17 protein-coding genes and 2 riboswitches are annotated in these 16521 nt (G+C 67.2%); of the genes, 11 read left to right on the top strand and 6 right to left on the bottom strand.

The annotated features are described in order from the left end of the window. Positions 1 to 4: 4 nt before the first annotated feature. The 3 genes from purD to AC3WRC_RS03295 form a co-directional block, all read right to left on the bottom strand. Positions 5 to 1279: a phosphoribosylamine--glycine ligase gene (gene purD, locus AC3WRC_RS03305; RefSeq protein WP_492302894.1), complete on the bottom strand. Its 1275-nt coding sequence runs from the start codon at positions 1277 to 1279 to the stop codon at positions 5 to 7. A 73-nt stretch (positions 1280 to 1352) separates the two neighbouring features. Beyond that, the gene (locus AC3WRC_RS03300; protein WP_492302893.1) at positions 1353 to 1784 is read right to left on the bottom strand and encodes a hypothetical protein; all 432 of its coding nucleotides are present in this window, start codon (positions 1782 to 1784) and stop codon (positions 1353 to 1355) included. Positions 1785 to 1800: 16 nt separating this feature from the next. Next, positions 1801 to 1962 carry a hypothetical protein gene (locus AC3WRC_RS03295; RefSeq protein ID WP_165115848.1) on the bottom strand — a complete coding sequence of 54 codons (162 nt, stop codon included), beginning with the start codon at positions 1960 to 1962 and terminating at the stop codon, positions 1801 to 1803. A 64-nt stretch (positions 1963 to 2026) separates the two neighbouring features. Here AC3WRC_RS03295 and xseA point away from each other — a divergent pair, with 64 nt between their 5' ends. The 8 genes from xseA to AC3WRC_RS03255 all read left to right on the top strand — a co-directional run bounded on the left by xseA (position 2027) and on the right by AC3WRC_RS03255 (position 10507). Continuing rightward, positions 2027 to 3622, top strand: coding sequence for an exodeoxyribonuclease VII large subunit (xseA, locus tag AC3WRC_RS03290; protein ID WP_492302892.1), 1596 nt, complete (start codon positions 2027 to 2029; stop codon positions 3620 to 3622). Between the two features lie 64 nt (positions 3623 to 3686). Further along, complete coding sequence (gene lspA, locus AC3WRC_RS03285) at positions 3687 to 4193, top strand: signal peptidase II (protein ID WP_055804071.1); 507 nt, start codon at positions 3687 to 3689, stop codon at positions 4191 to 4193. A gap of 71 nt (positions 4194 to 4264) precedes the next feature. Next, positions 4265 to 4831 carry a DUF3035 domain-containing protein gene (locus AC3WRC_RS03280; protein ID WP_055753289.1) on the top strand — a complete coding sequence of 189 codons (567 nt, stop codon included), beginning with the start codon at positions 4265 to 4267 and terminating at the stop codon, positions 4829 to 4831. Between the two features lie 74 nt (positions 4832 to 4905). Then, complete coding sequence (locus AC3WRC_RS03275) at positions 4906 to 5349, top strand: PaaI family thioesterase (protein ID WP_055753288.1); 444 nt, start codon at positions 4906 to 4908, stop codon at positions 5347 to 5349. Between the two features lie 120 nt (positions 5350 to 5469). Next, complete coding sequence (locus AC3WRC_RS03270; protein WP_492302891.1) at positions 5470 to 6156, top strand: Tat pathway signal sequence domain protein; 687 nt, start codon at positions 5470 to 5472, stop codon at positions 6154 to 6156. Next, on the top strand, positions 6156 to 7958 hold the full coding sequence (gene argS, locus AC3WRC_RS03265) for an arginine--tRNA ligase (protein WP_492302890.1): 1803 nt from the start codon (positions 6156 to 6158) through the stop codon (positions 7956 to 7958). Before AC3WRC_RS03270 ends, argS begins: the two co-directional genes overlap by 1 nt. Before the next feature lie 35 nt (positions 7959 to 7993). Then, positions 7994 to 9004, top strand: coding sequence for an adenosine deaminase (locus tag AC3WRC_RS03260; RefSeq protein WP_492302889.1), 1011 nt, complete (start codon positions 7994 to 7996; stop codon positions 9002 to 9004). 171 nt (positions 9005 to 9175) lie between these two features. Then, positions 9176 to 10507: a Y-family DNA polymerase gene (locus AC3WRC_RS03255; RefSeq protein ID WP_492302888.1), complete on the top strand. Its 1332-nt coding sequence runs from the start codon at positions 9176 to 9178 to the stop codon at positions 10505 to 10507. 6 nt (positions 10508 to 10513) lie between these two features. Here AC3WRC_RS03255 and pncA read toward each other — a convergent pair whose 3' ends face one another. The 3 genes from pncA to AC3WRC_RS03240 all read right to left on the bottom strand — a co-directional run bounded on the left by pncA (position 10514) and on the right by AC3WRC_RS03240 (position 13268). Beyond that, positions 10514 to 11134 (bottom strand): bifunctional nicotinamidase/pyrazinamidase, encoded by a 621-nt coding sequence (gene pncA / locus AC3WRC_RS03250; protein WP_055753282.1) that lies wholly within the window; start codon positions 11132 to 11134, stop codon positions 10514 to 10516. Further along, positions 11134 to 12099 (bottom strand): class 1 fructose-bisphosphatase, encoded by a 966-nt coding sequence (locus tag AC3WRC_RS03245; protein ID WP_492302887.1) that lies wholly within the window; start codon positions 12097 to 12099, stop codon positions 11134 to 11136. The genes pncA and AC3WRC_RS03245 overlap by 1 nt, the downstream gene beginning before the upstream one ends. 131 nt (positions 12100 to 12230) lie before the next feature. Further along, entirely contained in the window at positions 12231 to 13268 is a 1038-nt protein-coding gene (locus AC3WRC_RS03240; protein ID WP_492302886.1) for an alpha/beta hydrolase, read from the bottom strand. Positions 13269 to 13373: 105 nt separating this feature from the next. Beyond that, positions 13374 to 13471, top strand: a riboswitch (glycine riboswitch). A 3-nt stretch (positions 13472 to 13474) separates the two neighbouring features. Continuing rightward, positions 13475 to 13559, top strand: a riboswitch (glycine riboswitch). A gap of 55 nt (positions 13560 to 13614) precedes the next feature. Between AC3WRC_RS03240 and gcvT the strand changes: the two genes are divergently transcribed. From gcvT to gcvPA, 3 genes are all read left to right on the top strand, one after another. Continuing rightward, on the top strand, positions 13615 to 14727 hold the full coding sequence (gcvT, locus tag AC3WRC_RS03235) for a glycine cleavage system aminomethyltransferase GcvT (protein ID WP_492302885.1): 1113 nt from the start codon (positions 13615 to 13617) through the stop codon (positions 14725 to 14727). Positions 14728 to 14738: 11 nt separating this feature from the next. After that, positions 14739 to 15104 (top strand): glycine cleavage system protein GcvH, encoded by a 366-nt coding sequence (gene gcvH, locus AC3WRC_RS03230; protein WP_185223822.1) that lies wholly within the window; start codon positions 14739 to 14741, stop codon positions 15102 to 15104. A gap of 62 nt (positions 15105 to 15166) precedes the next feature. After that, on the top strand, positions 15167 to 16507 hold the full coding sequence (gcvPA, locus tag AC3WRC_RS03225; RefSeq protein ID WP_492302884.1) for an aminomethyl-transferring glycine dehydrogenase subunit GcvPA: 1341 nt from the start codon (positions 15167 to 15169) through the stop codon (positions 16505 to 16507). Positions 16508 to 16521: the final 14 nt, after the last annotated feature.

The raw sequence follows: 16521 nt of genomic DNA, 5'->3' as shown, positions 1-16521 counted from the left end.
GGCTTCAACCCCGGTCCAGCGCGCGCCAGCCGATGTCGGAGCGGTTGAAGCCACCGGGCCAGTCGATCTTGCGGATGGCGGCATAGGCGCGTTCGCGGGCCTGAGCGATGTCGTCGCCCTCGGCGCAGACGTTCAGGACGCGCCCGCCCGAGGCGGCCAGCAAGCCGTCGTCGCGGCGCTTGGTTCCGGCGTGGAAGACCTGGACATGAGGGCCGAAGTCCTGATCGGCGCCACGGATGATCGAGCCTTCCAGCGGGCTGTCGGGATAGCCCTTGGCGGCCATGACCACACAGATCACCGTCTGCGGCTTGAAGGCGGGCGAAGCCAGGCCCGAAACGTCGCCGCGCGCGCAGCCCAGCAGATAGGGCACGATGTCACCCGCCATCCGCATCATCAGCACCTGGCATTCCGGGTCGCCGAAGCGAGCGTTGAACTCGACCACCTTGGGGCCGTCTTCGGTCGCCATCAGACCGGCGTAGAGGACGCCGCGATAGGGCGCGCCTTCCTCCGCCATCTTGCGGATCGTCGGCTGGACGATCAGCGCGTCGGCCTGCTGGACCAGATCGGGGGTGAAGACAGGCGCGGGCGAATAGGCGCCCATGCCGCCGGTGTTCGGCCCCAAGTCGCCGTCGAAGGCGCGCTTGTGGTCCTGGGCGCCGCCGAACAGCAGGGCCTGCTTCCCGTCGCACAGGGCGAACAGCGAGCCTTCCTCGCCGTCCATGAACTCCTCGATCACGACACGGGCGCCGGCTGCGCCGAACCGGCCGCCCAGCATGCGCTCGATTTCGGCCTCGGCGTCGGGGCGGTCGGGGCTGATGGCCACGCCCTTGCCGGCGGCCAGGCCATCGGCCTTGATGACATAGGGCGGCCGGAACACGTCCAGCGCCGCCTTGGCGTCCTTGACCGTGTCATAGACGCCGTAGCCGGCGGTGGGGATTTCGTGCCGTTCAAGGAAGCCCTTCGAAAAGGCCTTCGAGGTTTCCAACTGCGCCGCCTTGGCGGTCGGCCCGAAGCAGGGGATGCCGGCTGAGGCCAGACGATCAGCCAGACCAGCGGCCAACGCCACCTCTGGCCCCACAACGACCAGGTCGGCCTTGATCTCTCTGGCCAGGGCGGCCAGGCCGTCGGCGTCGTCCGCCTTGACGGCGCGCAGCTCGCACAACTTCTCGATGCCAGGGTTGCCGGGCGCCGCGACCAGGCGCGTGACCAGCGGCGACTGGGCGATCTTCCAGGCCAGGGCGTGTTCGCGGCCGCCCGATCCGACGAGAAGAATGTTCATGAGATCGGGCAATGACCGGCCGGCGCCGGCCGGTCAAGCGCCCGTCAGACTTAACGCCGCATTCAGCGTCCAATCAGCGCGCTGGCGAGGTCCAGGCCGGCAGGGCCTGAAGCTGACCGGGCGTCAGATCGGTGACCAGATCCCGGTCGCCGTTGCGGTCGATCGGAGACACGTCCGCGACCGGAACCAACACCTTCATGTCGCCAGGTCCCTCCAGTTCGACGACCAAATGGGTCAGGGCGCCCGAGGCGTCCAGCACCAGGGTTTCCACGTCGCCCAAATCGACGTTGGCGCGCGAATACAGATCCGCGTCTTCCAGCTGATCGCGGGTCATGTTGAAGGCCAAGGCGGCGTTCGAGGCGGCGGCATCCGCCTGCTGGTCCGGCAACGCCACGGGCGCTGCGCCCGGCGCAGGGGCCTGGACGACATCGTCGTCGCGATCCGAGCAGGCCACGACGCCGCCGGTCAGGCAAAGAATGGCGGCGAGCGGGACGAAGCGGTTCATACGGCCTCCTTGGGCGTTAGAGCAAGGCCGAGACGACATAGACGCCCAGCCCCAGCAGAATGATGCAGCCGATGATCAGCCACGGGCTCATGGCGCCGCCGCCCCCGGCACGGCGCGACAGATCGCGCTCGTGCGGGTCGCGGTCAGAAGGATCGGTTCCGGGCGGGTCGGCGGCCATGAAAGTCGAACGACAGGGCGCGCGCGGCGTTCCCGGGCGGATCGACGCAGGCTAGGATGCTTCCATGAGCGACGACACCTACGTATTCGAAGGTCCGGCCGAGGTCCCTGCCCCGCGCGACAACAATCCGCCCCTGTCGATCTCGGAGCTGTCGTTCGCGCTGAAGCGCACGCTGGAAGACCGGTTCGGCCACGTGCGGCTGCGCGGCGAGGTCTCCAAGGTCAATCGCCACGCCTCGGGCCACATCTATCTGACACTGAAGGACGACAAGTCGGCCATCGACGGTGTGGTGTGGAAGGGGTCGGTGCGCGGCCTCGGCGTCCAGCCCGAGGCGGGGCTGGAGGTCATCGTCACCGGCAAGATCACCTCCTATCCGGCGCGGTCGTCCTATCAGATCGTAATCGAGAGCATGGAAGCGGCCGGGGCGGGCGCCCTGCTGGCCCAGTTGGAACGGCTGAAGGTCCGCTTGCGTGAGGAAGGGCTGTTCGAGCTGGGGCGCAAGAAGCCCCTGCCCGCCTTTCCCGCGACCATCGGCGTGATCACCAGCCCGACCGGCGCGGTGATTCGCGACGTGCTGCACCGGATTGCCGAACGCTGGCCCTGTCGTGTCATCGTCTGGCCCGTGGTCGTTCAGGGCGAATCGGCCTGCGGTCAGGTGTCGAACGCCATTCGCGGCTTTGATGCGATGACCGCCGACGGGCCGATCCCCCGCCCCGACCTGCTGATCGTCGCGCGCGGCGGCGGGTCGGTCGAGGACCTGTGGTGCTTCAACGACGAAGGTCTGGCGCGGACCGTGGCGGCGGCGCGCATTCCCATCATCTCGGCCGTGGGGCACGAGACGGATACGACCCTGATCGACTTCGTGTCGGATCGCCGGGCGCCGACCCCGACGGGCGCGGCCGAAATGGCGACGCCGGTGCTGGCGGACCTGCGCTATACCGTCGCCGACATGGACCGGCGCATGGTGCAGGCGGGCGGACGGCTGATCGAGGATCGACGCACGCGCCTGCGGGCCGTGGCGCGCGGCCTGCCGGCGCGGCCGGAGGATCTGCTGGCCCTGGCGCAGCAACGGCTGGACCATGTGTCGAGCCGGCTGGGATCGGGCCTGCAACGCAATGTCGCCCTGCACGAGCGGCATCTGGCGGTGACGGGCGGCAAGCTGAGCCCGGGCCTGCTGCGCACCCGGATCGAGCGAGGTCAGGACCGGCTGCGCGGCGCGAGCGATCGGCTGGGCGCGGCGCTTCAGGCCGGAGTGGCGCGCGGCGAGCGGCGGCTGTTGCAGGTCTCTGGGCGGCTGTCGCCCGAACCGCTGCATCGACGGCTGGACCAGCGTCAGGCGCGGCTTGAAGCCGTCGGCGCGCGACTGGACGGGGTCATGCCCCGTCGGCTGGAGCGCGAAGCCGATCGCCTGGCGGCGCTGTCTCGCGCGCTGACGACCCTGGACCCCGGACGGCCCAAGCCCGGCTTCGCCCGCGTTGAAGATTCAGACGGCGCCTGGATCACCTCGGCCAAGGCGCTGGAGGCGGGTCAATCGGTCCGACTGGTGTTCGGCGACGGCGTTCAGCCCGCGACGATCGACGGCGGCGAATCCCGTCCGTCCCCGCTGCGGCCGGCGGCCAAGCCGAAGCCGACCGCCGCCGATCAGGGCAGCCTGTTCTGACGCCGGCGGATATGACCCGCGTTTTCCGCTTCGCCCCGGCGCCGCTTCCTGCTAACCGCGCCGCATGAAGATCACGCGCCTCGCCGTCACCGCCTATGTGTTCGCCCTCCTGATCATCGTCCTGGATCAGCTGACCAAGGCCTGGATCATCAGCGGCCTGTCGCTGCAGGAAGTCGGCCGCATCCCCGTCTTCCCGCCGATCCTGAACTTCAGCTGGGTCGAGAACACCGGCGTCAGCTTCGGCCTGTTCGGCGGCGGCGAAGCGCGCTGGGGCCTGGCCATCTTCTCCATCGTCGTCTCGGCCGGCCTGGCCTGGTGGGCGACGCAATCGAACCGGCGCCTGCTGATCACCGCGATCGGGTTCGTCATGGGCGGCGCCCTGGGCAATGTGATCGACCGGATCCGCTTCGGCTATGTGGTCGACTTCATCGACTTCTCGGGCACCGGCGTGTTTCCTTGGGTGTTCAACGTCGCCGACAGCGCCATCACCATCGGCGTCGTGCTGCTGATCATCGACAGTCTGGTGTCTGACAAACCCGCCAAGGTTGGCGCGGCCGTCGAAAAGTCGTAATCACCCCGTCTTCACTATGCCGACTGCGCCATCGCGGCGCTTCCTGCATCAGCCGACCAGAGCCTGAAACCATGCGTATCCGCAGTGTCGCCGTCCTGACCCTCGTCGCCTCCTCCGCGCTCGCCGTCTCGGCCTGCGGAAGCATCAAACAGGGCATCGGCCTGACCAAGGTCGTGCCGGACGAGTTCGTCACCGTCTCCACCGCCCCGCTCAGCATTCCGCCCGAGTACGGCCTGCGTCCGCCCGCACCGGGCCAGCCTCGCCCGCAGGAACTGGCCCCCGAAAGCGCCGCGCGTCAGATCCTGCTGGGTCAGCGCCAGGCCGTCACCCGCACGCCGGGCGAGCAGGTTCTGGTGGCCCAGGCCGGCGGCGAACAGGCCGATCCCCTGGCCCGCTACGTCGTCGACGACGAGTTCGGCGACCTGGCGCACAAGGACGAAAGCTTCGCCAACCGCCTGATGTTCTGGCGCAAGGACGACGCCTCGACCCAGGCCCCGACGGTTCGCCAGACCGCCGAAGGCCAGAAGACCATCGACGCCACGACCGAGGCGGCCCGCCTTCAGGCCCTGACCGGCGGCCAGCAGGCCATCACGATCCAGCCGCGTCGCAGCAGCGGCTTCAAACTGCCGGGCCTGTAAGGACCGATACGACGGGCGCTTGCCACGGCAGCGTCCGTCCTTATTGTAAACGGACCTGATAAGGAGCCGTTTGCATGAGCCAAAACGTGGATATCGCCGCCCTGTCCGGGATCGACCAACTGCGTCTGGGCATGACGGGCGGCTTCATCGCGCCCATCGCTCGCACAGTCGGCTTCGAACTGACCGAAGTGGAAGAAGGCCGGGTGGTGTTCGAGGCCATCCCCACCACCGCCGTCTATAATCCGCTGGGCACCGTCCATGGCGGTTGGATCGCGACGGTGCTCGACTCGGCCTGCGGCTGCGTTGTCCATTCGACGCTTCGGCCGGGCCAGACTTATACGACGCTGGAACTGAAAACGGTTTTCCATAAGGCGCTGACGGCCGGCACGCCGGTTCGGGCCGAGGGCCGGATCGTTCAGGCCGGTCGCCGGGCGGCCTTCTCGGAGGCCGATCTGCGCGGCCTGGACGGCAAGCTTTATGCAACCGCGACCTCGACTTGCCTGGTCATGGAGCGTTGAGGGGAGCGCTGAGGGCAGCAAGCGTTTGCCGCGCCTCGCTTTAGCCGCTATCAGCGGCGAGCGTTGATGATCGGCCGCCGATCGTCGTGCGCCCTCTCTCGCTGTCGGAAAAATAAGCTGATGCGTCGCGTGTTCACCGCCCTGGCCGCCCTCTCCATCGCGGCCTCCGTCCTGCCCGTCGCCGCCGAGGCCCAGACCTCCCAGCGTCAACGCGAGCGCGACGGGCAACAGCAGCAGGCCTCGGGTGAAGACGCCGCGCCTGCCCGTGCGCCGCGTATCGCCCCCTTGCGTCGCCGCGCCAACGCCGGCCCCTGCCCCTATGTGAAGATTCTCTACGACGCCGCCCGCTACGTCGAACTGGAAGGCGGCCGCGCCGCCGTGGCCAATGTCGGCTACACCGGCGAGATCGAAGGCATCTCTTCGGACTGCGAATATCGCGAGGCCGATCCGATTCGCGTCGACATGGACGTGCTGTTCAACCTGGGCCGTGGTCCGCAGGCGGCGGGCGAACAGCGCACCTACCGCTACTGGATTGCGGTGACCGAGCGGAACAACGCCATCCTGTCCAAGGAATATTTCGACCTGCCGGTGAACTTCGAGGGCCAGCGCACCGCCTCAGTCACTGAAAAGCGCACCATCGTCATTCCGCGCGCCGGCATCGAAACCAGCGGCAGCAACTTCGAAATCCTGGTCGGTTTCGACGTGACGCCTGAAATGGCCGAGTTCAATCGCTCGGGCAGCCGCTTCCGCGTCAACGCCGGCACGACGCCGGCCGCCCCCGCGCCTGCCTCCGCACCGAGCCAATAATGTCTGATCTGAAGACCGTCCTCAGCGAAGCGGTCGCCGCCGCCTTCGCCGCCGAAGGCGTGGACCCGGCCCTGGCCCGCGTTACCCCGTCGGACCGCCCCGACCTGGCCGATTTCCAGTCCAATGGCGCGCTCGCAGCCGCCAAGGCGCTGAAGGCCAATCCGCGCGAACTGGCCGGCAAGATCGCCGAGCGGCTGAGCGCGGACGTGCGCTTCGCCTCGGTCGAGGTGGCGGGACCCGGCTTCATCAATCTGAAGCTCTCCGACGCGCTGCTGGCAGAACGGGCGACCGAGGTGGCGAACGACGCAGACCACGCGGGCGCCGCGACTGTGGCCGAACCGCGCCAGGTGGTCATCGACTACGGCGGTCCCAACGTCGCCAAGCCGATGCACGTCGGCCATCTGCGCAGCGCCATCATCGGCGAGAGCCTGAAGCGGTTGTTCCGCTTCCGCGGCGACCACGTCACCGGCGACGCCCACTTCGGCGACTGGGGCTTCCAGATGGGCCTGCTGATCGTCGCCTGCGGCGACGAGGGCCTGGCCGAGGCCTTCATGGCCGAAGGCGATGGCCCCTTCCCGGCCGAAAGCCCGGTCACCCTGGCCGATCTGGACCGCCTTTATCCGCAGGCCGCCGGCAAGGCCAAGGAGGACGCAGGTTTCCGCGATCGCGCCCGCAAGGCGACGGCGGAACTCCAAAACGGACGTTCCGGCTATCGCGCGCTCTGGCAGCATTTCGTGGCGGTCAGCCGAGAGGCGCTGAAGCGCGAATACGGCGACCTGTCGGTCGATTTCGACCTGTGGAACGGCGAGAGCGACGCCGATCCGCAGATGCCGGAAATGCTGGCGCACCTGAAAGAGACCGGCCTGCTGGTCGAGGACGACGGCGCCCAGGTGGTTCACGTCGCCAAGCCCGGCGAGACGCGCAAGAAGAAGCTGGCCGACGGCTCGGTGATCGAGGCCCCCTCGCCCCCGCCCCTGTTGGTCATCAGCTCGGAAGGCTCGGCCATGTACGGCACGACCGACCTGGCCACCATCCTGGACCGCAAGAAGGCTCTGGCGCCCGACCTGGCCCTCTACGTTGTCGACGAACGCCAGGCCGAGCATTTCGAACAGGTCTTCCGCGCCGCCTATCTGGCCGGTTACGCCGAACAGGGCGCGCTGGAGCATCTCGGCTTCGGCACGATGAACGGCCAGGATGGCAAACCCTTCAAGACGCGCGCGGGCGGGGTTCTGAAACTGCGCGACCTGATCGATCAGGCGACCGAAAAGGCGCGCGAGCGCCTGCACGAGGCTAAGCTGGGCGACGACCTGTCGCCGGAAGAGTTCGAGGCCATCGCGCACAAGGTCGCCATCGCGGCCCTGAAGTTCGCCGACCTGTCGAACGCGCGCACCACCAGCTACGTCTTCGATCTCGACCGCTTCATGAGCTTCGAGGGCAAGACCGGGCCCTATCTGTTGTATCAGTCGGTCCGTATCAAATCCCTGCTGCGCAAGGGCGCCGAACAGGGACTGACGCCCGGCGCCATCGTCATCGCCGAACCGGCGGAGCGCGATCTGGCCCTGACGCTGGACGCCTTCTCGACCGCCGTGTCGGACGCCTACGACAAGCGGATGCCGCATCTGGTCGCCGAACACGCCTATCGCGTGGCCCAGTCCTTCTCGAAGTTCTACGCCGCCTGCCCCGTGCTGATCGCGCCGGACGAAGCGACCAAACGCTCGCGTCTGGGCCTGTCCGCTGCGGCTCTGCGCCAGCTGGAAATCGCGCTGAACCTGCTGGGCATCGACACGCCGGAGCGGATGTAGGGTATAGACGGGCGACATCCTCCCGGAGATCGCCCATGTCGCTCGACGCCTATATCGCCGGCCTGCCCAAGGCTGAACTGCACCTGCACATCGAAGGCTCGCTGGAGCCCGAGCTGATGTTCGAACTGGCGCAGCGCAACGGCGTGTCCATTCCTTACGACAGCGTCGAGGCGGTCAGGGCGGCCTATGATTTCTCGAACCTGCAGGACTTCCTGGACATCTATTACGCGGGGGCCGCGGTTCTGCTGACGCGGCAGGACTTTGAGGACCTGGCCTTCGCCTATTTCCAGCGCGCGGCCGCCGACAATGTGCGCCACGCGGAGATCTTCTTCGATCCCCAGACCCATACCGACCGGGGCGTGCCGTTCGGCGTGGTGGTCGAGGGTCTGATCGCGGGCATGGACCGGGCGAAAGCGGAGCTGGGCGTGTCCAGCGGCCTGATCCTCAGCTTCCTGCGCCATCTTACCGGGGAGGAGGCCTTCGCCACCCTGGAGGCGGCCAAACCCTATCTGCACCATTTCATCGGCGTCGGACTGGATTCGTCGGAGGTCGGCCATCCGCCGTCCAAGTTCCAACGCGTTTTCGCCGCCGCGCGTGAGCTGGGCCTGAAACTGTGCGCCCACGCCGGCGAAGAAGGGCCGCCCGCCTATGTCCATGAGGCGCTGGACCTGCTGAACATCGACCGGATGGACCACGGCAATCGCTCCATGGAGGACGAGGCCCTGGTCCAGCGGCTGGTCGCCGAGCAGATGACCCTGACCGTCTGTCCCCTGTCGAACCTGAAGCTGTGCGTGGTCGATGACCTGAAGGACCATCCCGTCCCCGAGATGCTGCGCCGGGGTCTGCACGTCACCCTGAACTCGGACGACCCGTCCTATTTCGGGGGATATGTGAACGATAACTATAGCCGGCTGGCTGAGGCCGTCGGCCTTACGCGCGATCAGGTGACGCAGTTGGCGAAGAACAGCTTCGAAGGGTCTTTCCTGGGCGAGGCGGAGAAGGCGGCCTACCTGGCTGAGGTTGATGCCTACGCGGCGGGGCACTGACGCCCTCTCCTTTCGTCATTCCGGGGCGTCCGAAGGACGAACCCGGAACCCAGGAGGCGCGCATCCGGCCTAGGCTGTATCGTGCAGAGGGAATGCGGCCCTGGGTTCCGGGTCTTCGCTACGCTTCGCCCGGAATGACGAAAGGAAGAGGTGATCGCTTCCTCGAACCCAATGTTCCTGATATGTTCCGGCATGGACCAGGCGGGCACTAAGGTAGAAGACAGCGCGAACCTCCGTTGGCTCTTCGTCGATCTGAACGCCTTCTTCGCCAGCGTCGAACAGCAGATGAACCCGGACTGGCGGGGCAAGCCGGTCATCGTGCGGCCGGCGATGAGCGAATACACCGGCGCCATCGCCGCCAGCTATGAGAGCAAGGCCTGGGGCGTTCATACCGGGATGCGGGTGTCCGAGGCGCGCAAACTGTGCCCCGACCTGATCGTCGCCGAGGCGCGCCCCGACCTCTACGTCAAAATCCATCAGCAGATCATGGCCGAGATCGACCGGCATGTGCCGGTGTGGAAGGTCGGCTCGATCGACGAATGTTCCTGCGAGTTGCTGGGTCCAGAACGGCTGGAGGCGAACGCCGTCGCCCTGGCCCGCCGGATTCAGGCGGGCATCCTGCAAAACGTCGGCGACTGTCTGCGGTCGTCTGTCGGGCTGGCGCCGTCGCGGTTCCTGGCCAAGACCGCCTGCGGCATGCAGAAGCCCGCCGGGCTGACGGTGCTGCGCGCCAACGAGCTGCCCGGTCCCTTGCTGGACCTGCCGCTGTCGAAATATCCAGGCATCGGCTCGCGTATGCAGATCCGGTTGCAGGCGGCGGGCGTCACCGACACGTCCGGCCTTTGGAACATGAGCGCGAAACAGGCCCGGGCGGTCTGGAACAGCATCGAGGGCGAACGCATCTGGCGCGGCCTGCACGGTCTGGACAGCGAGCCAACGCCCGAGAAACCGCCCGCCTCCATCAGTCATAGCCACGTCCTGGCCCAGGCCATGCGGACGCCGGACAAGGCGCGGGCGGTAGCGCGGCGGCTGGTGGTCAAGTGCGGAGCGCGTCTGCGGCGCATGGGCCTGACCGGCGCCAGCCTGACCCTGCATCTGGACATGGGGCCGAAGGCGACGCCCCGAAGCGGTCGTCGCGGGTGGGAAACGGCGGCGATGAGTTGCCCCATCGCGCCGACGCAGGACACCTTCGCCCTGCTGGCCGCGCTCGACAGTCTGTGGCGCAAGGTCGAGCCGGAGCTGGAGGCGGGACGCCTGAGCTATGTCGGGGTCGGGGTGCACGGCCTGAAATCCCGCGACGCGTTCGAGACCGACCTATTCGCCGCCGGCCCGGATCAGGATGGCGAGGCTCCGTCTCTTCGCCTTTCCCAGGCGCTGGATGCGCTGAACCGCCGCTACGGCAAGGACACCGTCAGCATCGGCCCCAAGGCCGGCTTGCCCGATTATATCGGCGCCAAGATCGCCTTCACCCGCATCCCCGAGGCAGAGGATTTCTGGGAGTGACCCAGGCTAGCTCAGCAGGGACGCCGCGGCGATCTCCGCCACGCCCAAGGCCCGGAAACTGTCTTGGGCCGCCACCTCAGTCTGCGGCGCGATGGCCCGGCTGGCGTCAGTGATCACCACGGCTTCAAACCCCTCGCGAATCGCGTCCTCGGCCGTGAAACGGACGCAGTAGTCGAAGGCCAGACCGCATAGGAAAACGCGCTTCACGCCCAGTTCGCGAAGCAGGCCGCCTAGGCCCGTCGGGGTGCGGTGATCGTTCTCGAAGAAGCCGGAATAGCTGTCGACCGCCGGATTATAACCCTTGCGGATCACGGCCATGGCCTTGTCCACCGTCGGCGCTGCATCGGGATGAAAGTCGGCGCCAGGCGTGCCCTGAAGACAATGATCCGGCCAAAGCATCTGGCGACCGTAGGCGACCTCGATCTCGGTGAAGGGCGCCGCGCCGGGGTGGTTGGAGGCGAAAGAAATCTGGTCCGGCGTATGCCAGTCCTGGGTCACGATCACCCGGTCGAACCGAGCCGCCAGCCGGTTTATCAGCGGCATGATCCCCGCGCCGCCCGCCACCGCCAGACGGCCGCCTTCGCAGAAGTCGTTCTGCGGATCGATGACCAGAAGGGCGGCGCTCATCAGACGCCTGCGTAGGCGTCGATCTCGTTGGCCGAACCGAGCGCGACGGGGATGCGCTGGTGCAGATGCTCGGGCTGCACGTCCAGAATGGCCTGGCGTCCGTCCGTCGTCGCCTTGCCGCCCGCTTGCTCGACCAGGAAGGCCATCGGATTGCCTTCGTACATCAGCCGCAGCTTGCCCGGCTTGTTCGGCTCGCGCCGATCCCAGGGATAGAGGAAGACCCCGCCGCGCATCAGGATGCGGTGAACATCCGCGACCATGGCCGCGACCCAGCGCATGTTGAAGTTCTTGGCCCGAGGCCCTTCCTCGCCCTTCAGCAGGTCGCCGACATAGGTCTGCACCGGCTCGGCCCAGTGGCGCAGGTTCGACATGTTGATGGCGAACTCCTTGGTGTCCGGCGAAATGGCGATGTCGTCGTGGGTCAGGATCCAGTCGCCGTCGTTCGACAGCGTGAACCCCTTCACGCCCGCGCCGGTCGTCAGCACCAGCATGGTTTGCGGTCCGTAGACGGCGTAGAGGGCGGCGACCTGATTGCGGCCGGGCTGCATGAAATCAGTCTCGGTCGGCGTCGCCGTCGCGGACTTCAGCACCGAGACGATGGTGCCGACGGGCGCATTGATGTCGATGTTGGACGAGCCGTCCAACGGGTCGAACAGCACAAGATAGTCGCCGGCCGGATTGGAGGCCGGCTGGACCTCGTCCATCTCTTCCGACGCGACGCCGGCGACGGCTGAGCTGGCCAGCAGGGCCTCGGTCAGCATGTCATTGGTCATGACGTCGAGCTTCTTCTGCTCCTCGTCCTGCACGTTGATCTGACCCGATGCGCCCAGCGCCCCGGCCAGGGCGCCGCCCGCAACGACCTTGCTGATGTCCGCGCAGGTGGCGGCGACCACGGTCAGAACCGTCTTCAGCCCCTCAGGCGCATCCAGGGCGGCGATATGGGCGTCGAGGCGTGTGCGGGTCATGCGAGCAGTCCGGTTCTGGGCGTTGCGCCGTTTTGGCGGGGGATAGGCCCCAGGGCAAGGCGGCAGGGCGCCGCGACAACGAAAACGCCCCGGCGAAACCGGGGCGCTTCCTTATCCATCGGCGTTGTCGATCAGATCGGCAGGATCGCCGTACCGAACGCCCGCTTCAGTTCGTGGGCGGCGAAGGTCTGGGCCGCCGCCGCATCCGGCACGACCGCCGCCATGCCGAAGAACTCGTGCGTCGAGCCGTTGAAGGTCTTGTGACGCACATCGACGCCCGCCTGCTCCAGCTTCTCGGCCAACAGCTCGCCCTCGGTGCGCAGCGGATCGATCTCGGCGCAGATCACGGTGGTCGAGGGCAGGCCCGACAGGTTCGCCTTCTCGACGATATTGATGCGCGGGTCTTGCGCGTCGGCCTCGTTGGCGAAGATGTGCTTCACGAACCACTTCATCATCGGCTTGTTCAGCGGCTTGGCGTCGGCGTTCTCGACGTAGGACTCGTTGTCCATGTCCACGCCGGCGACCGGATAGACCAGCACCTGATGTTTGGGCGCCGGCAGGCCGGCGTCGCGCGCCATCATCGACACGCCGATGGCCAGGTTGCCGCCTGCGCTTTCGCCCATGACCGCCACCTTCTGCGGGTCGCCGCGGAAGGTCTGCGCATTCTCCAGAACCCAGCGGTAAGACGCCAGTGCGTCGTCGTGGGCGGCAGGGAAATGATGTTCCGGGGCCTGGCGATAATGGACCGAGACTACGATCACATCGGCCATCTTGGACACGCCGCGCGGGCCGCCGTCATAGACGTCCAGATCCGCGATCACGAAGCCGCCGCCGTGGAAATAGACGACGACCGGGTGCAGCTTGTCTTCGGAATGGTCGTGCGGCTTGTAGATGCGCGCCTGGATCGGGCCAGCGGCGCCGGGGATGGTGATGTCGCTGGTTTTGACGCCCATGTCGTCGCTAGGGTCCTTGCCGTCCTTGCGCAACAGCGATTTCACCGCATCGGTCGGCGTCGGTTGCTGGCGGGCCTCCTCTGGCGACAGGGTCTCGATGGGCTTGCCGCCGAGGGACGCGAGTTCGTCCAGCACCTTCTGCATTGGGCCATCGGCCTTGGCGGGCGTATCGCGCGGCTTGTCGTTGTCGCCGAACAGCTTGTCTATAATGGACATTTTCGCATTCCTGGGTTTGGTTTCGGGGTTCGGAACGACAACCCGCCGCACGCATCCTTGTTCCCGGCCCGCTTGACTTGGCGCTTGAGTCGATGCCTTAGGTCGCAGGCTCTCGCGGGAGAGATCGGGCGCTGGAAACAGGGTTCGACGCCGAAGGCGCAACCGCCCCGGAAACGCTCAGGCAAACGGACCGCGAAGCATACGGACGCTGGAAAGTCGCCCATTCGGGCGCGCCGACGGAGCAAGGCGACATGATTTGGTCGCCGGAATCTCTCAGGCTTCAGGACAGCGGGGGCGCGAGGACGGCGGAGCTCCGCCACAACACGCGACCGTGAAAGCCTGAACCATGACCGACCAGACCCTGAAGACCACGCCCCTGAACGCCGCGCACCGCGCGCTGGGCGCCCGTATGGTGGGGTTCGGCGGCTATGACATGCCGGTCCAGTACGAAGGCGTTCTGGCCGAGCACCGCTGGACGCGGGAACACGCCGGTCTGTTCGACGTCTCACACATGGGCCAGTGCAAGATCACCGGCGAGGATGCGACCGCCCAGTTCGAACGGTTCGTGCCCGGCGACTACGCGATCCTGAAGGCCGGCAAGCAGAAGTATTCGCTGCTGCTGAACAAGGACGGCGGCGTCATCGACGACCTGATGGCCGGACGGCCGGATCACGACGGCCTCTTCGTCGTCGTCAACGCCGGCAACAAGGACGAGGACTTCGCCTTCTGGAACGCCAATCTGGAAGGCGACGCCAAGCTGACGGTGCTGGACCGCGCGCTGATCGCCATCCAGGGACCGGAAGCCGCCGAGGTCATGGCCGCGCACGAGCCGATCCTGGCCGAAATGGGCTTCATGGAATGCGCCCGCCTGATGCTGTTCGGCGCCGACTGCTACGTCTCGCGCTCGGGCTACACCGGCGAAGACGGCTATGAGATTTCGGTCCCGGTGGACCAGGCCGAGCGCATCTGGAACACCATTCTGGAAGACGCCCGCGTCAAGCCGATCGGCTTGGGCGCGCGCGACAGCTTGCGTCTGGAAGCCGGCCTGCCGCTCCACGGCCACGACATCGACCCGACCACCTCGCCGGTCGAAGGCGCCCTGACCTTCGCCCTGTCCAAGTCACGCAAGGAACGCGGGGACTTCGCCGGCGCCGACCGGATCCTCAAGGAGCTGTCCGACAGCCCGTCGCGCGTTCGCGTCGGTCTGATCGTCAAGGAAGGCGCTCCGGCCCGTGAAGGCGCCGACATCGCCGACGCCGACGGTAATGTGATCGGCAAGGTCACTTCTGGCGGCCCCTCCCCCACCTTGGGCAAGAACATCGCCATGGGCTACGTCCCGCCGGCCCATGCCGCCCTGGGCACGGCGCTGAAGGTCATCGTGCGCGGCAAGACCGCCGCAGCCGAAGTCGTCGCCATGCCCTTCGTGGCCCAACGCTATTACCGCAAACCCAAAGCCTGAGAGATCAGACCATGAAGTTCACCAAGGATCACGAGTGGGTCAGCCTGGACGGCGACATCGCCACCGTCGGCATCTCCAAACACGCCGCCGACGCCCTGGGCGACGTGGTGTTCGTCGAAGTGCCTGAAGTCGGCAAGACCGTCTCGAAGGGCGACAGCTTCGCCGTGGTCGAGAGCGTCAAGGCGGCGTCGGACGTCTACGCCCCCGTCTCGGGCGAAGTGGTCGAGGCCAACGACGCCCTGTCGACCGCCCCGGAAACCGTCAACTCGGGCGCCGAGGCCGACGGCTGGTTCGCCAAGATCAAGGTTTCGGACGCCTCGCAGTTGGACGCCCTGATGGACCAGTCCGCCTACGACGCCTTCCTCGCCACCCTCTAAGCCCCATCGGACCCGCTGATTAGTCAGCGGGTCTTCGGCCTTTCATGGCCCAGGACAAGACCATGCGTTACCTCCCCCTGACGCCCGACGACCGCACGGCGATGCTCGCCGCCATCGGCGCGAAATCCATCGATGATCTGTTCGCGGACGTGCCGCAGGCCGCCCGTCTGGACGGCCCGGTCGATCTGCCGCGCGTTGCGGGTGAGTTGGAGGTCGAGCGCGCCCTGTCCGCCATGGCGGCCAAGAACGCCACCGCCGGCGCCGTGCCCTTCTTCTGCGGCGCAGGGGCATACAAGCACCACGTCCCGGCGACGGTGGATCACGTGATCCAGCGCTCGGAGTTCCTGACCAGCTACACCCCCTACCAGCCGGAAATCGCGCAGGGCACGCTGCAGTACCTGTACGAGTTCCAGACCCAGGTCGCGAACCTGACCGGGATGCCGGTCGCCAACGCCAGCCTGTACGACGGTTCGACCGCCATGGCCGAGGGCGTGCTGATGGCTACCCGCGTGACCCGTCGCAACAAGGCGGTGATCTCGGGCGGCGTCCATCCGCACTACATCAAGGCGACCGAGACCGTGGTTCACGCCGTCGGCGTCGAGACCCTGGCCCTGCCCGCCGCCGTCGACGCCGAGGCCGCCGTCATCGAACAGATCGGTTCCGACACCGCCTGCGTCGTCGTCCAGACCCCCAACGTCTTCGGCACGGCCACCGACGTGACCAAGATCGCCGAGGCCGCCCACGCCGCCGGCGCCCTGCTGATCGTCGTGGTCACCGAGGCCGTGTCGATGGGCCTGCTGAAATCGCCCGGCGAGATGGGCGCCGACATCGTCGCCGCCGAAGGCCAGTCGATCGGCAACGCCCTGAACTTCGGCGGTCCCTACGTCGGCCTGTTCGCCACGCGCGAGAAGCTGATCCGCCAGATGCCCGGCCGCCTGACCGGCGAAACCGTGGACGCCGACGGCGAACGCGGCTTCGTCCTGACCCTGTCCACGCGCGAGCAGCACATTCGCCGCGACAAGGCGACGTCGAACATCTGCACCAACTCGGGCCTGTGCACCCTGGCCTTCACCATCCACATGAGCCTGCTGGGCGAGACGGGCCTGCGCAAGCTGGCCCTGCTGAACCACGAAAAGGCCGTCGCCACGCGTGACGCCCTGGCCGCCATTCCGGGCGTCGAAATCCTGACCGACCGCTTCTTCAACGAGTTCGCGGTGCGCCTGCCCAAGAACGCGGCCGAGGTCGTGGATCAGCTGGCCGCCCATCACGTCCTGGCCGGTGTGCCCTACAGCCGCCTAGCCCCCGACGCCGGCATGGACGACGTCCTGCTGGTCGCTGCGACCGAGACGACCCTGGATGCCGACATCCAGATTTTGGCGAAGAGCCTCACAAAGGTTTTGTAGAATGAGGCATATTA

The organism is Brevundimonas sp. EU05-FHT14B07 (assembly GCF_058790795.1).
Note: the sequence above shows the minus strand (reverse complement) of the source record. Positions and strands in the feature narration are given on the sequence as shown.